This is a genomic window from Clostridium sp. UBA1652 (assembly GCF_002320975.1).
Lineage (GTDB): Bacteria > Bacillota > Clostridia > Clostridiales > Clostridiaceae > Clostridium_T > Clostridium_T intestinale.
Genome location: NZ_DCLI01000014.1, coordinates 70,328 through 84,969, shown reverse-complemented (window position 1 = coordinate 84,969; position 14,642 = coordinate 70,328). Strand labels below are relative to the sequence as shown.

Sequence of the window (14,642 nt, the reverse complement as noted above, 5' to 3'; positions counted from 1 at the left end):
TCCTCATTCAATTTTTGTATATTATATCATATAATTACATATTCTTCATATCACCTCAATCCTATTTTTGATTTACTACTAACCTTAATCTTCTTACTATTTATTTCATCTTCCATTCCATATCTAGCAGCATCAATAGTGTGGTTATCCTTATCAGGATATTCACCTTTTAAGTTTCCATTCTTATCTTTCTCTATTTCATACTCCATGAACTCTCTTTTTGTATTAGGACATCTAACAGGATCTATTATTATTTCTTCTATTTCTTCAGATAAATATTTAAGACCATGCTCAACTGAATCTGGCCCTTTCTTAGCTCCTATAATATTTAACCCTAACTTCTTAAATTCATTTATTGTTCTTGGTTCTGCGCTATCAGCGGTAACTCTTTTATTTAGTATATTAAGTTTCTTAATTGCTTCAACAGCTTTACTATTGCTTAATTGAACCTTGTATACTTCACCAAAGATATAAAGCTTTTTTCTTGTTTTATCATAGTGCATTAACAAATAGGCTAATGGATCAGCAGCATAACCAAAATCTAATCCATTCTTTAATCTATCAAATACTTTTATTTCTTCATCTTTTATTTCTCTAATGGTTAAGTTTCTAAATACTTCTCCACCAGTACCAGTTACAGCTCCTAAATAATCATGTTCATACTTAGTGGGATTAACTTTCTTCATATGTTCAGCTTCAATTATGAATTGTTCTCCTAGCCATTCTTTTGGTACACTTCTATAATCACTATGATGGACATATTTATCTTCTCTAGCTTCAAGAACTTCTTGGTTACACCAGTTTCTCTGTGACTCTGGAGGATTGAATGAATAGAATACAAAAAACTTAGGGCCACCTCTCATTAATGATTGATTTATAGTATCTATTTTAGGTTTTCCTTCAAATTCATCTACTTCTTCATACCATATGTATTTAATATATCCTTTAGGAACTTTAGTAGATTTAACTTTCTTAGGATTATCTGCACCTTTAAACCTTATAACTTGTCCAGTAGGCTTATATGTTATTGTCAATTTAGATTCTGGAACATGCCACTCATCACTTACACCTAAAATGTCTATTGCCCACTTAATTTGATCTCTTACTGATTCAGATAAGGTATCTTTTACCCTTCTTAGGATAAGAGCGTTTGACATTATGCCTTGCTCTGCATCCTTCATTATATTAAGAACTATTTCAATAGATATCCATGAGGATTTAGTGCTACCCCTTCCACCTTTAAGCCAATAATGTGTATGTAGTCCTCTCTTTAAGTCGTTATGAAGTACATAGAAACTAGATGCAATTATTGATTTAAGACTTACTTTAATCATCTATATCATCCACAATAACTACATTGCTTGAAGAACCTTCTGTATTTCCTAGTTTTGCTTTCAATACTTCAATACGTGCTTTTTGTTCTTCTGTAGCTAAATCCCAATTCTTATGAAGCATTTCATCATACTGCTTTATCATGTTGCTTAATGTTCTCATAGCATCTGACTGTGCCCTTAAGAATGTGGCTTGTCTATCCCATGCGAATTGAAATTCATATTCAAACTCTTCTTCTGATTCATTGCTTGAAGTTTTTTCTGTACTTCTATCTTTAGTTCTTACTTTTGATTTCTTAAGCTCTTTTATCATTTCACTTTTACTTTTAACATGCATTATCTTTTGCGACCTTATTATAGCAGCATATTTCATTTTTATATTATTCCATAGTATTTCTAATGGACTCATTTCTTCTATAGCTTCAAAAATGTCATATGCTTGTTTAGGAAGATATTTAGAGTAGAACCCATGTTTATACCTGTTTTGATTCTTCTCAGGAGCTCCACCTTTATTTCCTAGTGCATTCTTATTCCCTTTAGGTGCACCAGCTCTCCCTTTAAGTTTATATTTCCATGTGTCCTGGCTTCTCCATGAGTTTATATTACTTACCTTTTCATTTAATAAATCAGCTATTTCCTTTGATGATATTCTGCCGCCATGCTCTTTATATATTTCAAAAGCTTTATCTCTGTTTGGACTTCTTACTCTACTCATATTAATTACCTCCATGATAAAAGGTGCCCGTGACGGACACCTTACTTATAATTCTTTTCTTCGTATCTTTTTATATATTTATATAATGTTGTTCTACTCTTCAATTTAAGAAGGCTAGTAAATTGTATTGCCGTAATTTTATTATCTTTCCATTGTTTATATAACTTTTCGAATCCTTCTGGCAATTCAGCTTGTGGTCTACCTTTATACTTACCCTCTTTTTTAGCAAGCTCTATTCCTTCCCTTTGTCTGCTTCTTATTTTATTTCTTTCTTCTTCTGCAATAGCTCCAAGAACCTCAATTAAAATATTATTAATCATTTCAAAAACCCACTCACTACCTTCAGGGAAATCCATTAATGTAGTTGGGATATTTAAAATTTTAACCCTAACTTTCTTTTCTTTGTAGTAATCAAGTTCATCTTTTATACTTTCTTTATTTCTTCCAAGTCTATCAAGTTCTTTTATTATTAATGTGTCGCCTTGCCTTAATATCTTTTTAAGTTCCTGGTATTGTTCTCTATTGAAATCTTTTCCACTTTCTTTATCCATATAGATATTCTCATGTTTTAACTCATTGCAAAAATCTTTAAGAGCTTTCACTTGTCTATTTTCATTTTGTTCTTTAGTTGAAACTCTTACATATCCAAAAATCATAATCTCACCCCTAATTATATTATAAGTGTTCATTTTAAGTATGTAAAATTTACTGAACACTTTTGGAGACTATTTGATTAGATTTTAGTATGTTTATCTATTAATTTCTTTATTTATTTCATGTACTCTTTAGAGTTTACCCAAAATGAACATATAAAAAGTGTCCATAACGGACATCTTTTTTCTTTTATTCCATTATCTTATTTTAAACTATAACTTTTCTCCCAGAGCTTTGATGTTTAAACGCATATAAGGCACTGATTGAGTTAATCCTCTTCAAAATAACTATAATTTTGATATTTTAGATTTCAAGTTTTCAAATAAGTCCTCTAGAAACCCTCTAAGAACGTTTTTAAAACCTTCTTAGAATCTTCTTAGAGCCCTCTTGGTGCCCTAAAAGAATCCGCCAAAAGCAACGATTTTATAAAACCCACTCCATCCATTGATATGACTAACTTTAAGGCACTTTTTTAATTTATCTCTAAATCGGTAATAAGCTATAGGATTACGGATATCATTTTTTATATACATATAATAGTAGGAATTTTTTATTTTCTCTTTGAATCTGCATACCCCACTTTTTTACCGATTATAAGGTCAAAAAAAATTAAAGCTTGTCATCAGCTAAAGCAGCTGCATCATCTTTAATCTCATTATCTAATCCTAAATATCTCTTTGTTGTTTCAATATTCATATGCCCTAATGCTATTCTTACATATTCTAAATCTCTTTTAGCTTCCCACAATCTACTTGCATAGGTTTTTCTCATACTATGGCCACTTATATTCTTAAGGACTAAACTCTTACCAACAGCATTTAAAATTTCAGAATATGATTTAGCTGAGATATGTTCATTCTTATTTGATGGAAAAGCATATTCAGATTTACTTTTACCTTTGATATATTCTCTTAATAACTTTCTTAGATTAGGTTTAATCATAACTTCTCTTGGTGGTGGTCTTTTCTTTTTAGAGTTAGGATAATTCTTCATGTGAGTTTCCCAAGCTTTATATTGTTTTTTCTCCTGGATCATAAACCTCTCATCCTCAAGAGATTCTTTAATCTGACCTATAGTTAAATCCACTATATCTTGCGTTCTATAACCAGTAGCGACACCTATATAAAAAATCATAAGATTCCTTTCAGGATATTCCTTACTCATTTCTTCAAGCTTATATTTAAACCTATTGTAGCTTCTCTCTGGTATAGAATTAGCTGGAACCTTTCTTGGCACATCATCTCACCTACCTTTGCCTTATGGCTCCTTTTTCTCTTTTGTAGCTCCTAGACTTCATACATTCATTTATTCCCTCAAAAGGATCATAAAATAAGGTCATGTTTTCACATGACCTACTATCAATACATTTTTTACATTCAGCTGGAGACTTAGCACATATCACTTTGTCTCCATGAAATTTGATGTTAAGATTTAGTTTTCTTTTCGTTGACATTTACTGAGCCTCCTTGTTTTATCATATAAAAACAATATTTACTTCTATTATTATATTAAGAAATATTATAAGCACTCGAATACTATTAATATATACTTTATAGGGAGTGATCTTTTTGAATTACGATTTTGACATTGTTGCTTTACTTATTGCTTTAGGTTCTTCATTTATTCTATTAACAAGATATGTATTTGCATATTCTATAAAAAATTTTATTGTCTCGAATAAATCTGTTCTGTCCAAAATTAACGTTAATGTTGAGAGTTTAATACTTTGCCTGTTATACGTTATTTCTTTTTTTTCTATGTATTTTTTACTCTGGAAAACTCAAACTTTTATTTTTCCTAAATATTTGACTGAAAAGCAATTTGCAATTATTAACTTCATTCCAATAATAATACTTACACTTTACTTAATATTTCTATCCTCACTTTCTAGATTTATTGAGAATAAAAAAAAATCTTTATTATACTCCGATAATATATATATAGCTAATAAACAGAAATCTACAATTTTTCTTAAAATATCTATGTTTTTTTCTGTTTTTTCTAGTATGGTATTGTCTATCCTATGTTTTTTTGTGATAGAATGCATTACTACCATAAATATAACAGCTACTGCAACTGTTGGATTTCCTGAAAGTGTTCAAACAAATACTACTTTTATAATAAATACAAACCTAACATATGAATTAACTAATGCTCAAAATGAATCTACTATAAATTCAGAAGATATTACTTCAACCTCAAATGAAAGCGATGAAAGTACTCAACCAGATTCCAATGCAATGAATTTATTTGAAAGAAAAGATGCTTTTATATCACTAATTTACTACATATTTTTTATAATTTTTTATTATACCTCAACTATATTTATAACCGGACTATTTTTTAGTTATGGATATTTACATGATTTAACTAAATATAATTTTATAGATAGTTCTAAAGATATAACTACTGGTTATTTAATTGGACAAGATAATGATTTTTATGTAGTAAAAAAATTAACTGGTATTAGTACATTTATAAAAAAAGATATTATCACTGAAATAAATACTTCATCCTTAGCCAATAGTTCAAAATTAATCCTATAAAATAAAAGCAGCCACCCAACAGTGACTGCTCCATTAAAAGGGAGAACTAAATAATGAAAAACTTAATTTCAACTTATGAATTTATTATATAAACATTATGTGTCCTTACAGTGTCAATTATATAAACTAGCGGTTAATAATTTGTGACTATGAGTTCATTATATTTCCCTCTAGCTTTCTTCTCTTTGCTTACTGAGTATTGTACTTGAACTTCTTTAATATTAAACTCTTTATAGAGTTCTCTGATTTTTGTATGATCATTAATTGTTAAAAGGAATTTTCCTTTTATGTTTGATAGCTTGTCTCGAAGTAGTAAATGCTCTTTTTCTCCGAACTCATTACCATATCCAGTTACATCTAAGTAAGGTGGATCTGCAAATATAAAGCTGTGTTCTCTATCATATTTATCTATTATCTTTTCAAAGGATAAATTCTCTACATAGGTATTTCTTAGTCTTGATTTAATTTCATCTAATTTATTTTTATAAAAAATTTGTGGTGAAGGTATTTTAGTTGTTCCATAACCATAAACCCCACCCTTTCCTGCAAAGCTTTGTGTTATTAGGTATAAAAACCTTACAGCTCTATTTATTTCTGTTAAGTTCTCAACTGTAGAGTTTTTATATTCTTCAAATATATCTCTTCCTGAAAACTCATATTCTAGCATTCTCTCTATTTCTGGAGCATGGTACTTTATCATTTTAAATAAATTTATGAGTTCCTTGTCTACATCATTTATGACCTCAACTTTTGAAGGCTCTTTTCCAAAGTAAACCCACCCTGCACCAAAGAATAGTTCTATATAACAAGTATGCTCTGGTATCATTTCTATTATAGTTTTTCTTAATTTTGATTTTCCTCCCATTCTACATATTGGAGGTTTTAACATTGTCAATAATATCACTCCTATTTTGATGATTAGGTTAAATACACCGCCCATTACACCAAAATAAAAAAGCGTCTACCCACTTATAGATGCTTTTCAGGAACCAACTTATTATCACATTTTAAATGATATCACAAAGAAATGAAACTATTCTACATACTAAAGTGATATTATTCTGCTACTTTTCTGATACTTGCTTAATATCATTAGTTTTAAGTGTAAAAAAGAGCCTAAAAAGACTCTCTTCAATTAGTTATTTAGTTCATATTTATCATTTTTAATCATTTGCTCTGCTATTTCTGCTAAGTCAGCATCATCTATAACTCCATTCGATATTACATCAGCATCATACTTAGTTTTATCTGTATCATCAACATTTTTTCCGTAGTAATATGCATCAATACCTAAATCTATTAATGTAAAATCTCCTGTTCTATTGACATCAGCAAATATCTCAAACTCTTTCTCTCCACAATTTTCTTCTAATATGTCTTTTTCAAGAGCTTCATTATCAGATATACGTGTTTTTAATACATCTATTTTACCTTTACCACTTGCTTTAGTTTTAAACTTAAGCTTTACCACTGCCTTATCTTCATTTATTCCATTTTCCTCACCTAAACTAGCAACTATAAATCTAAGTTTTCCATTGTCAGTATCTTTTATTTCTTTAAATACTTTTAATCCTTCTACATCTTCATAACCTATATATTCAAATACATCTTTATCGTAGGCTACAGTAAAATCTTCTGCATAAATATTTTTAACATTATGTAGAACTATATCTGTAGTAAATTCGCTATTAAGTGCTAGTTTATCTTTTTCTGACTCTACAGTTACAATTTCATTATTTGTAATTACATTAACCGCACAAGTAGCAGTTAAATTAGTTCCGTCTGCTGTTTTAGCTGTAATAGTAACACTACCTTCTTTTATAGCAGTAACTTTTCCATTCTCTTCAACTGTAGCTATGCTTTCATCACTTGATGACCATGTAACACTTTTATTATCCGCATTATCTGGTTTTACAGTTGCTAGTAAATCATCGGTTTGTCCTATATTTAAATTCAAGGATGTTTTATTTAATGATATTTCATTTGAGTTAACTATTGGTTCATCTATTAAATATCCTGCTTCATCTATATCTATCGCATCAATCGAATATCCTGACTCTTTTATATCTATAATTTGTAATGTTACTGTATGGTTTTTTAATCCCAAATTTGCTTTTTCATATAATAGAACTGGATATCTTCTTGTAGCACCGTATGGTGAATATGAATCAACAATATCTCCATCAATTTTTACTTGTATGTTTGTAGAATAAAGTAAAGAAATAAAACCCATAACTCTAAATTTTGTTCCATAAAACTTAAAAGTTACACTAGCACTTTCATTATTTGCAAGCATTTCAGCATAACTTGAATTATAAGCATCTGATAAATTTCCACGTCTAAAATTAGTATACTTAATACTCTCGTTTCTATCATCATATCTCTTCCATCCTTTCTCTGGAAGCTTTAAAATATCCCCTACAACTGCACTATTCTCTTCTGTACCATTAAGATTACTTACTCCTATCAACTCACTTACACCTACAGCTTTGGCATATTGTATATTACTAAAGCAGCCTATTATTAAAATAACTACTACCAAAAACACTATTCCAAATTTAATTTTCTTTTTTTTCATTATTACGTCCTCCTAAAATACTAATTGCTTACTGTATATGTTCTAAATTCATATGAAGATATCTTATCGAACACAACATACTCTTTTACTTCTTTGTATGGTTGAATCTTTTTAGTGAATCCAAACTTAGGTTGTCCTTTACCATTGCTGCTATCAAACCAATTTATAAAAGATTCTATTTCACTATTATGTAAATCATATTCTTTAGTTTGACCATTAGTCATTGTTATAGCTAATATAGCTCTATCATTGCTAGGTTGAACAACCGTTACATCACAAGTTGCAGTTAAATTACTTCCATCAGTTGTTTTAGCTGTTATTGTTGCATTACCAGCCTTTATTGCTGTAACTTTTCCATTTTCATCTACTGTAGCAACGCTTTCATCACTTGATGACCATGTAACATCTTTGATTGACGCATTATCTGGTTTCACTGTAGCTATTAAATCTTCTGTTTCTCCTATATTTAAGCTTGAAGATGTTTTATTTAATGATATTTCTGATACATCAGTAACTAAATATCCACTTGAATCTATATCTATAGCGTCTACTGAAAATGAATATGATACTCCATCATGAACTTTAGGCTGTGTGTTTGTATCCATATATATTTTCACACTGTGTATTCCTTGGCTTAAGTTTGTGTTTTCATATGTTAACACCTGATACTTTATATCATTTGCATTAGTAACTCCTTCGGAAAATCTATATACTGCGTCATCTATCTCAATACAAATATTCTTACTTCTGTAATAAGATTGGTCTGATATAATTCTTATCTTTGTTCCGTAAAATCTAAATTTAACATAGTTTGAATCTAAAAGACTTTTATCAGAAAATAAGTATCCATTATATCCACCATTAAAATAATTAGTGTTTTTTGGTGGGCCAGCCATGTTCTCTCCCATGTACTTTATTCTAGAATCTGTATCATCAAATCGTCTCCAACCGGTTTCTGGAGATGTCAATACTTGGCCAACAGTTGCAGCTGAAACTCTGTCCCCCTGTATCCAAGTTAAAGAGAATATAGTTGCTAATATTACTACTAAACTAAATGCGATAAATTTCTTTTTTGATTGTATTTTCATTATTACGTCCCCCTCAAAATTAATCTGTTTATATTATATATTGTATGTTTTTGTAATTTCAAGGATTTATTTACTACATTTTCCCACATATTATTTTGTTTTTTATAATTTAAGTAAATTTTGTACATATAATTATACTCACATTAAAATGGACAGCAAAAAAGCAGCCACCTAACAGTGACTGCTTTATAAAAAGGAAACAAATAATGAAAAAAACTTATGGTTATCGTATGATTTTATTATATTGCGTCTATGTGTCCTTAGTGTGTCATCATGATAAACATTCTGTTAACAACTATTAGTTACTATTTGCAATGTATATTTTCAACTTTGGATTTCCCAACATGACTTATTAAAATAACTTAATTTCACAATTTTGTTGAGTTAGATATTTTAACCCTTCATTTTTGAAGGGTTAATTTTATAGATAACTGGAAAATTCCAGATATCTATTACAAATCAAAATAAAAGCACCTACCCACTCATAGATGCTTTTAAAGAACTAGACTATTATAAGTACTAAAGTGATATTATTTTTCTACTTAATTCATTCTTTCCTTGATAAACTATTGGAATCATCTTATCAATAGCTTTATCTCTTAATCTTCTTACCCAAGCTTCACTAAGATCCATCTGCTTGGCTACAAAACACCAAGACTTATTTCTAAACTTCAGATATTTAAAGTAAATAACATCCCTCTCATTATCACTTAATACATTTAGAGCATTATCTATTCTTTCTTTTCTTATTTCATTGGATCTCTTAAGCTCTCTTAGTCTTGTTATTTTCTCTTCCTTGCTTAAAACTTCATTTTCTGTTGGTCTATTTATTTTATATGTATGACTAGACTTCTCCCCCATACTTATTGATGATATACCCACATAATCATTTTCTAGTTCTTCAATGTCTAGTTCTAAATTCTTTATTGAGTTTTCTAAATCTATATAATCATTTAACATTCCTTCTATTAACTTTCCTTGGCTTATCAAATTTCTTCCTCCTTAATCACATCTATGTTATAATATATATGTAACTAAATGAGGTTTAAAGAGAGCTTATGAGTCTGGAAACTTGCAGCTCTCTTTTTTGTTTAATTAAAATTATTTATTCCCCATACATAACCTTCTCTTTGAGTTATCTTACCTTCTAAGGATAAATGTATTAGCAACATAAAGACTTCTTCACAACTTCTTTTTAAAATTCTAGACATTTCTTTTATGCCTGTACCATATTCCCAAAGCCTTATTGCTCTTTCAATATCTTTTGAATACCAACAAAAATCCATATTAGGCAATATAGTTACTAGCTTATCAGTATTCCTTTTTCCTTTCATTTTTACCTCATTTCTAATCTATTTAATTACAATTTTATTCTGTATTTATTATTTCTTGCTAAAAAAAATGATAGTATAAAAATCATTAGTTGCACTGTAAAAATATTTATACGCTCTATTAATCCTAAAATAGGAATAGAGTTTGATATAATAATTCCTGTGGAAGCTCCCGAAATTGTTATTATACATCCACATACGATAATAAATGTTCCTAACTTTCTCATATTTTCTATTTTTCTAAAGCCTGTCCCCATAAGAAATGTTGAGCCAATAGTTGAAATTACAACTATTATAGTTACAATAATATGCATTAGATTTTGAAATGTCATTCCTGCATTTGTCTCATCAAGTGGAAATAATGAATATCCAAGAAATGATGAAATTTCCATTATAATTAACAAAATCATTCCTATCTTAGAAGGCATATTTGCATATTTTTTTATGCTTAAATATAAAGTAACAGCAAAAACTATTGTTAATATTCCATATATACTAGTAAAAATCCTAAGAAGTTCAGCATTTGGAGCTCCTTCTCCAGTTAAATCACTAATTGGCTGCTTTATAGAAGAATATTCTCCCCACATATTCGCCCCTAAGAATACATGAAAAATATATACTATGGAACTTAACATTCCACATATAATTCCGATTTTTTGAACCAACTTCGTTTTGTAATTTATCATATTTAAGTGACCTCTCATTTCATAGTTAAATTACCTAATTATATCATATAACAAGTAACCAAAATATATTTCCTAATGTCACACTATTCACTTTTCAAAGAACCACTTACTTCACATTAATTTTATATTACTCGATATTATTTTTGAATTGCGAACTAACATTACTCATAATCCCCTATAAACATATTTTTTTACACTCATCGACACATTATCTTTTTAATATCCATAGTATAAAACACAGGCTATTTTTAGACCTGATTATTTTTATATAAGGAGGCTTAATATGAGTAATTCAGCTTTACATCTTGAACGTTTAAATGATCAATATATTCCCTCTGGTTCAAGTGTAGTATTTGATAATATAGTTTATAATTCAGGTAATATTGTATATGATCCAGCTACTGGTATAATAACATTTACTGAAGCTGGACGTTATATTTTAAACTGGTGGATAGCAACACAAACATCTACAACCCCAAACTTTGTTTCATTTGCATTAAGTTCATCTCAGGGGGATTTAATTGAAGGAAATTCCCCTGCAAAAACTAGTGAGGTTATTGGGTTTGGAATCATTGATGTAACCTCTGCACCTGTTACAGTAACATTAAATTATATAGGTGACGGAACAGCAGTTCTAAGCTACTTTGCCCCAGTTAAAGCAAATCTTGTTATAGTACAAGATGATATAGTTTCTCCAACTAGTGTTACTGGACCTACTGGTGCTACTGGAGACACTGGCGTTACTGGTGCTACAGGCGCAACTGGCGAACCTGGTGTCACTGGAGCTACTGGTGTTGCTGAAAATAATAGAATACTCTTCAACAGAGTTACTGATAATATTGTTATTTATCCACCTTTTTTAACAGAAGTGACTCTAAATACTTTATCAGTACCTGTGTTAGCAGGACAAAACTTAAAGATAGATGTCTCACTTAGTCTGGTATACGAACATCCACAAAATGTAGATTCCCAAATTTCTATACAGCTCCGTCTTTATAAAAATGCTACTTTGATAGACTTTACACGACTAACACAGTCTCTATCAACTGATACTACTGAAAGAATTCCTATTTCTTACACCTTTATAGATTCTGCAGCAATAACTAGTACTGATATTTATACTATTAGGACTGAGGTTACTGCTGCTAATAATATTACTCAATCTATAGTAAACAGCTCAAATCTTCTTATAACCCCATTCTCTTAAATATATTGAACATCCTTTAAATTATTAAAGGGTGTTTTTTATATATCTAAATTAAATACTAGAACGAATTTTACTTCACAATAATTTTATATTACTCTAACCCCGGTTATTCGCTTTTCAAAGAACAAAAATCAAAGCTCCTACTTCCTCATCCCCTCCAAGCAATCCTCACAAATATACTTACCTTTGAACTCTTGTCCACCTTTTATGTGACCACAGATAGTGCAGCCTGGGTTATATTTTCTTAAGATCATTGTTTTATCCTCAGTAAATACCTCAAGTGAGTCTGCAATGTCTATATTCATTACTGTTCTTAACTCCTTTGGTATTACTATTCTTCCTAACTCGTCCACTTTTCTTACCATTCCTGTGCTTTTCATAATTATCCTCCTAAAAATTTATTCTTCGATTTCTTCTTTTTTCAAGTCTTTGCTTTCATGGCAGTTATGACATTCTGCGCTACATACAACCTCATAACCTTTTATAATGTCTTTTACTTCGTTGCACATGCATTGAAAGACTTGGCAGTATTTAATAAACATAATCTTCTCCTTTGCTCTATAATTATAAGTTTATCAAGTTCTATACTTTTAGTTAATACCCTATTGTCACTAATTCCATACATATCCATAGCTTTATGTAAACTTCTTCGCTTTCTCTCTATTATCGATAGTACTTTTATCATCTTCATTCTCCTCCCCTAATGTTCACCGATATTTAATTATCTATATTGCATATTTCTTTTGTTAATTTATTTCACTAATTTCTTAAGGTGTCCGTCACGGACACTTTTTGATTCTTGCTGCTTCTTATCAAGAATTTCCTTGGTTAATTGCTTATATCTTAAAGTGGCTAGATAGTTTATCTTTTCACCTTTGTACTGAGTTACTAACTGCATTTCATCTGCATGATGATAGAGTTTATCTGCATAGTCGTAGAACTTGGATATAACATCAAACTCTTTATCACTTAAAACAACTGACATTTAACCCCTCCCCTAAAATGGTATATCACCATCATCTGTTGGAGTCATATCATCAAAACTTGGTATAGATCCTTGTTTTCTATAGCTTAAAAAACTAACTTCATTTGCAACTACTTCTGTGACATATCTCTTAGTACCGTCTTTCCCATCATAAGACCTTGTTTGAATTCTCCCACTAATAGCCATCAAGCTACCTTTGGTCATATAGTTAGCTGTGTTTTCAGCCTGTTTACCCCATATTGTTATCGAGATAAAATCAGCTTCTCTCTTACCTGTTGATGAATTAAACTTGTCCACCGCCAATGTTACTGTGGTTACAGCTGTTCCATTACCTGGTGTGAACTTAAGCTCTGGATCTTTTGTCAATCTACCTATAAGAACTACTTTATTCATCTTTATCCTCCTCATCATCCCAGCCTAATAACTTTTTCTCTAAGGCATCATAGTCATATTGACGGCCAGTGAAATTATCAAACCTTAACTTGCCCTTATTAGAGCTTTGATAGCTTGTATTATTACTTGGGTTCGCCATTTGAGTCTTTGATTTATTATCGTAGTTACCTTCAAGAATTTTTATATAGTTAGACTCTTTTAATATCCAATCAAAGCCACAATTTGACCACTTCCCATCCCTACCAGATAGAAAATCGCTAGCTTCAACCTTTGAGAATAGCTCTGCAATCTTTTCAAGGCTTTTAAGTTTTCTATAAATAGATTTCATAGACTTATCACGAGCTTTTGACCTAGCCTTAACTTTAGGTAAGGACTTACAGATAGCATTATATTGAGCTATGATTTCTTCATATGAAACTTTGCTTGTATCATTTGCATGTAAAGTCTCAGATGTTTCATCTGAGGAAGTGTCTTGCACACTATATATATTATTTATCTTTTCTTTTATATTTTTATTTTCATTTTTATTTTCCCCACGTATCGTAGTACGTGCCGTAGGAATGGCTTGATTTCGCCCTTTGTTATTTTCTTCCACATTGACAATTTTACTTGATTCTTCTGTTGACGTATCGTGGTACGTGTCGTCATAGGTGCCGTAGTACGTACCGTATTCTTTTAAGCATTCAATGATAAATAACTTTAATTTTTCATTCTTTACTCCATCAAGTACATATAAGACAAGATCTTTATCATCTATAGTTTTTAATTCGGACTTTATACAACATTCAATAGGTAGTCCACCATTAACTAGGTTGTATTTACCCCAATTTTTTATAGCAACCTCACCAGTATCTTTGTTATATTTAATCAGTTTATAGTTGTACTCAAAGCGTTCTAGCAAAGACGTAGTTGATTCTATACTATACCCAAGCTCAAAGGCTAAAACCTTCCTCGGTACCCTATAAACACCTATCTGCTTCGTGTGTGAATTAGTCAAAAGATAAAGCCAAAATAACTTGTCCTCTGGTGTAAATCTTTCTATAACTTTTGTATCATTCCAAAAATCTGTATAAACATATCTAAATTTAGCCATATTTACCTCCTATTCAAAAAGCTTATTTTCTTTTG

The 14,642-nt window shown here is 30.1% G+C and carries 18 protein-coding genes; 2 read left to right on the top strand and 16 right to left on the bottom strand.

Going from position 1 to position 14,642, the window contains the following annotated elements; translation table 11 throughout:
• Positions 1–50: 50 nt before the first annotated feature.
• The 5 genes from B3N22_RS01925 to B3N22_RS01905 form a co-directional block, all read right to left on the bottom strand.
• A complete protein-coding gene (locus B3N22_RS01925) occupies positions 51–1,334 on the bottom strand; it encodes a PBSX family phage terminase large subunit (protein ID WP_286904465.1) in 1,284 nt (427 codons plus the stop codon).
• A complete protein-coding gene (gene terS / locus B3N22_RS01920) occupies positions 1,327–2,046 on the bottom strand; it encodes a phage terminase small subunit (RefSeq protein WP_286904464.1) in 720 nt (239 codons plus the stop codon). The genes B3N22_RS01925 and terS overlap by 8 nt, the downstream gene beginning before the upstream one ends.
• 41 nt (positions 2,047–2,087) lie before the next feature.
• The gene (locus B3N22_RS01915) at positions 2,088–2,702 is read right to left on the bottom strand and encodes a recombinase family protein (RefSeq protein ID WP_286904463.1); all 615 of its coding nucleotides are present in this window, start codon (positions 2,700–2,702) and stop codon (positions 2,088–2,090) included.
• A 607-nt stretch (positions 2,703–3,309) separates the two neighbouring features.
• Positions 3,310–3,936, bottom strand: coding sequence for a tyrosine-type recombinase/integrase (locus tag B3N22_RS01910; RefSeq protein ID WP_286904461.1), 627 nt, complete (start codon positions 3,934–3,936; stop codon positions 3,310–3,312).
• A 10-nt stretch (positions 3,937–3,946) separates the two neighbouring features.
• Positions 3,947–4,153 (bottom strand): hypothetical protein, encoded by a 207-nt coding sequence (locus B3N22_RS01905; RefSeq protein ID WP_286904459.1) that lies wholly within the window; start codon positions 4,151–4,153, stop codon positions 3,947–3,949.
• Between the two features lie 580 nt (positions 4,154–4,733).
• On the opposite strand from B3N22_RS01905, the gene B3N22_RS01900 reads away from it, so the two are divergent.
• Positions 4,734–5,246 carry a hypothetical protein gene (locus tag B3N22_RS01900; protein WP_286904457.1) on the top strand — a complete coding sequence of 171 codons (513 nt, stop codon included), beginning with the start codon at positions 4,734–4,736 and terminating at the stop codon, positions 5,244–5,246.
• 133 nt (positions 5,247–5,379) lie between these two features.
• On the opposite strand, the gene B3N22_RS01895 is transcribed toward B3N22_RS01900, so the two are convergent.
• The 6 genes from B3N22_RS01895 to B3N22_RS01870 form a co-directional block, all read right to left on the bottom strand.
• Positions 5,380–6,135, bottom strand: a complete 756-nt coding sequence (locus tag B3N22_RS01895) for a DNA adenine methylase (RefSeq protein WP_286904526.1) — start codon at positions 6,133–6,135, stop codon at positions 5,380–5,382.
• Positions 6,136–6,381: 246 nt separating this feature from the next.
• A complete protein-coding gene (locus tag B3N22_RS01890) occupies positions 6,382–7,824 on the bottom strand; it encodes an Ig-like domain-containing protein (protein WP_286904455.1) in 1,443 nt (480 codons plus the stop codon).
• Positions 7,825–7,844: 20 nt separating this feature from the next.
• Complete coding sequence (locus tag B3N22_RS01885) at positions 7,845–8,912, bottom strand: Ig-like domain-containing protein (protein WP_286904453.1); 1,068 nt, start codon at positions 8,910–8,912, stop codon at positions 7,845–7,847.
• A gap of 519 nt (positions 8,913–9,431) precedes the next feature.
• Positions 9,432–9,902 (bottom strand): sigma factor-like helix-turn-helix DNA-binding protein, encoded by a 471-nt coding sequence (locus B3N22_RS01880; protein ID WP_286904451.1) that lies wholly within the window; start codon positions 9,900–9,902, stop codon positions 9,432–9,434.
• A gap of 101 nt (positions 9,903–10,003) precedes the next feature.
• The gene (locus tag B3N22_RS01875) at positions 10,004–10,246 is read right to left on the bottom strand and encodes a hypothetical protein (RefSeq protein WP_286904449.1); all 243 of its coding nucleotides are present in this window, start codon (positions 10,244–10,246) and stop codon (positions 10,004–10,006) included.
• Positions 10,247–10,272: 26 nt separating this feature from the next.
• Complete coding sequence (locus B3N22_RS01870; RefSeq protein ID WP_286904447.1) at positions 10,273–10,929, bottom strand: DUF998 domain-containing protein; 657 nt, start codon at positions 10,927–10,929, stop codon at positions 10,273–10,275.
• Between the two features lie 283 nt (positions 10,930–11,212).
• Between B3N22_RS01870 and B3N22_RS01865 the strand changes: the two genes are divergently transcribed.
• Positions 11,213–12,136, top strand: a complete 924-nt coding sequence (locus B3N22_RS01865; protein WP_286904445.1) for a hypothetical protein — start codon at positions 11,213–11,215, stop codon at positions 12,134–12,136.
• 140 nt (positions 12,137–12,276) lie between these two features.
• Here B3N22_RS01865 and B3N22_RS01860 read toward each other — a convergent pair whose 3' ends face one another.
• From B3N22_RS01860 to B3N22_RS01840, 5 genes are all read right to left on the bottom strand, one after another.
• On the bottom strand, positions 12,277–12,516 hold the full coding sequence (locus B3N22_RS01860; protein ID WP_286904443.1) for an AbrB/MazE/SpoVT family DNA-binding domain-containing protein: 240 nt from the start codon (positions 12,514–12,516) through the stop codon (positions 12,277–12,279).
• Between the two features lie 113 nt (positions 12,517–12,629).
• Positions 12,630–12,827, bottom strand: a complete 198-nt coding sequence (locus B3N22_RS01855) for an aspartyl-phosphate phosphatase Spo0E family protein (RefSeq protein ID WP_286904442.1) — start codon at positions 12,825–12,827, stop codon at positions 12,630–12,632.
• Between the two features lie 60 nt (positions 12,828–12,887).
• On the bottom strand, positions 12,888–13,121 hold the full coding sequence (locus B3N22_RS01850; protein WP_021801674.1) for a hypothetical protein: 234 nt from the start codon (positions 13,119–13,121) through the stop codon (positions 12,888–12,890).
• Between the two features lie 12 nt (positions 13,122–13,133).
• Positions 13,134–13,514 carry a single-stranded DNA-binding protein gene (locus B3N22_RS01845; protein WP_286904440.1) on the bottom strand — a complete coding sequence of 127 codons (381 nt, stop codon included), beginning with the start codon at positions 13,512–13,514 and terminating at the stop codon, positions 13,134–13,136.
• Complete coding sequence (locus B3N22_RS01840) at positions 13,507–14,607, bottom strand: hypothetical protein (RefSeq protein WP_286904438.1); 1,101 nt, start codon at positions 14,605–14,607, stop codon at positions 13,507–13,509. The genes B3N22_RS01845 and B3N22_RS01840 overlap by 8 nt, the downstream gene beginning before the upstream one ends.
• Between the last annotated feature and the right edge of the window lie 35 nt (positions 14,608–14,642).

What these genes read in the sequence shown, in the direction of transcription:
- B3N22_RS01925 (WP_286904465.1), bottom strand. Translation starts at nt 1,334, where the DNA reads ATGATTAAAGTAAGTCTTAAATCAATAATTGCATCTAGTTTCTATGTA.
- terS (WP_286904464.1), bottom strand. Translation starts at nt 2,046, where the DNA reads ATGAGTAGAGTAAGAAGTCCAAACAGAGATAAAGCTTTTGAAATATAT.
- B3N22_RS01915 (WP_286904463.1), bottom strand. Translation starts at nt 2,702, where the DNA reads ATGATTTTTGGATATGTAAGAGTTTCAACTAAAGAACAAAATGAAAAT.
- B3N22_RS01905 (WP_286904459.1), bottom strand. Translation starts at nt 4,153, where the DNA reads ATGTCAACGAAAAGAAAACTAAATCTTAACATCAAATTTCATGGAGAC.
- B3N22_RS01895 (WP_286904526.1), bottom strand. Translation starts at nt 6,135, where the DNA reads ATGTTAAAACCTCCAATATGTAGAATGGGAGGAAAATCAAAATTAAGA.
- B3N22_RS01890 (WP_286904455.1), bottom strand. Translation starts at nt 7,824, where the DNA reads ATGAAAAAAAAGAAAATTAAATTTGGAATAGTGTTTTTGGTAGTAGTT.
- B3N22_RS01885 (WP_286904453.1), bottom strand. Translation starts at nt 8,912, where the DNA reads ATGAAAATACAATCAAAAAAGAAATTTATCGCATTTAGTTTAGTAGTA.
- B3N22_RS01875 (WP_286904449.1), bottom strand. Translation starts at nt 10,246, where the DNA reads ATGAAAGGAAAAAGGAATACTGATAAGCTAGTAACTATATTGCCTAAT.
- B3N22_RS01870 (WP_286904447.1), bottom strand. Translation starts at nt 10,929, where the DNA reads ATGATAAATTACAAAACGAAGTTGGTTCAAAAAATCGGAATTATATGT.
- B3N22_RS01865 (WP_286904445.1), top strand. Translation starts at nt 11,213, where the DNA reads ATGAGTAATTCAGCTTTACATCTTGAACGTTTAAATGATCAATATATT.
- B3N22_RS01860 (WP_286904443.1), bottom strand. Translation starts at nt 12,516, where the DNA reads ATGAAAAGCACAGGAATGGTAAGAAAAGTGGACGAGTTAGGAAGAATA.
- B3N22_RS01855 (WP_286904442.1), bottom strand. Translation starts at nt 12,827, where the DNA reads ATGAAGATGATAAAAGTACTATCGATAATAGAGAGAAAGCGAAGAAGT.
- B3N22_RS01850 (WP_021801674.1), bottom strand. Translation starts at nt 13,121, where the DNA reads ATGTCAGTTGTTTTAAGTGATAAAGAGTTTGATGTTATATCCAAGTTC.
- B3N22_RS01845 (WP_286904440.1), bottom strand. Translation starts at nt 13,514, where the DNA reads ATGAATAAAGTAGTTCTTATAGGTAGATTGACAAAAGATCCAGAGCTT.
- B3N22_RS01840 (WP_286904438.1), bottom strand. Translation starts at nt 14,607, where the DNA reads ATGGCTAAATTTAGATATGTTTATACAGATTTTTGGAATGATACAAAA.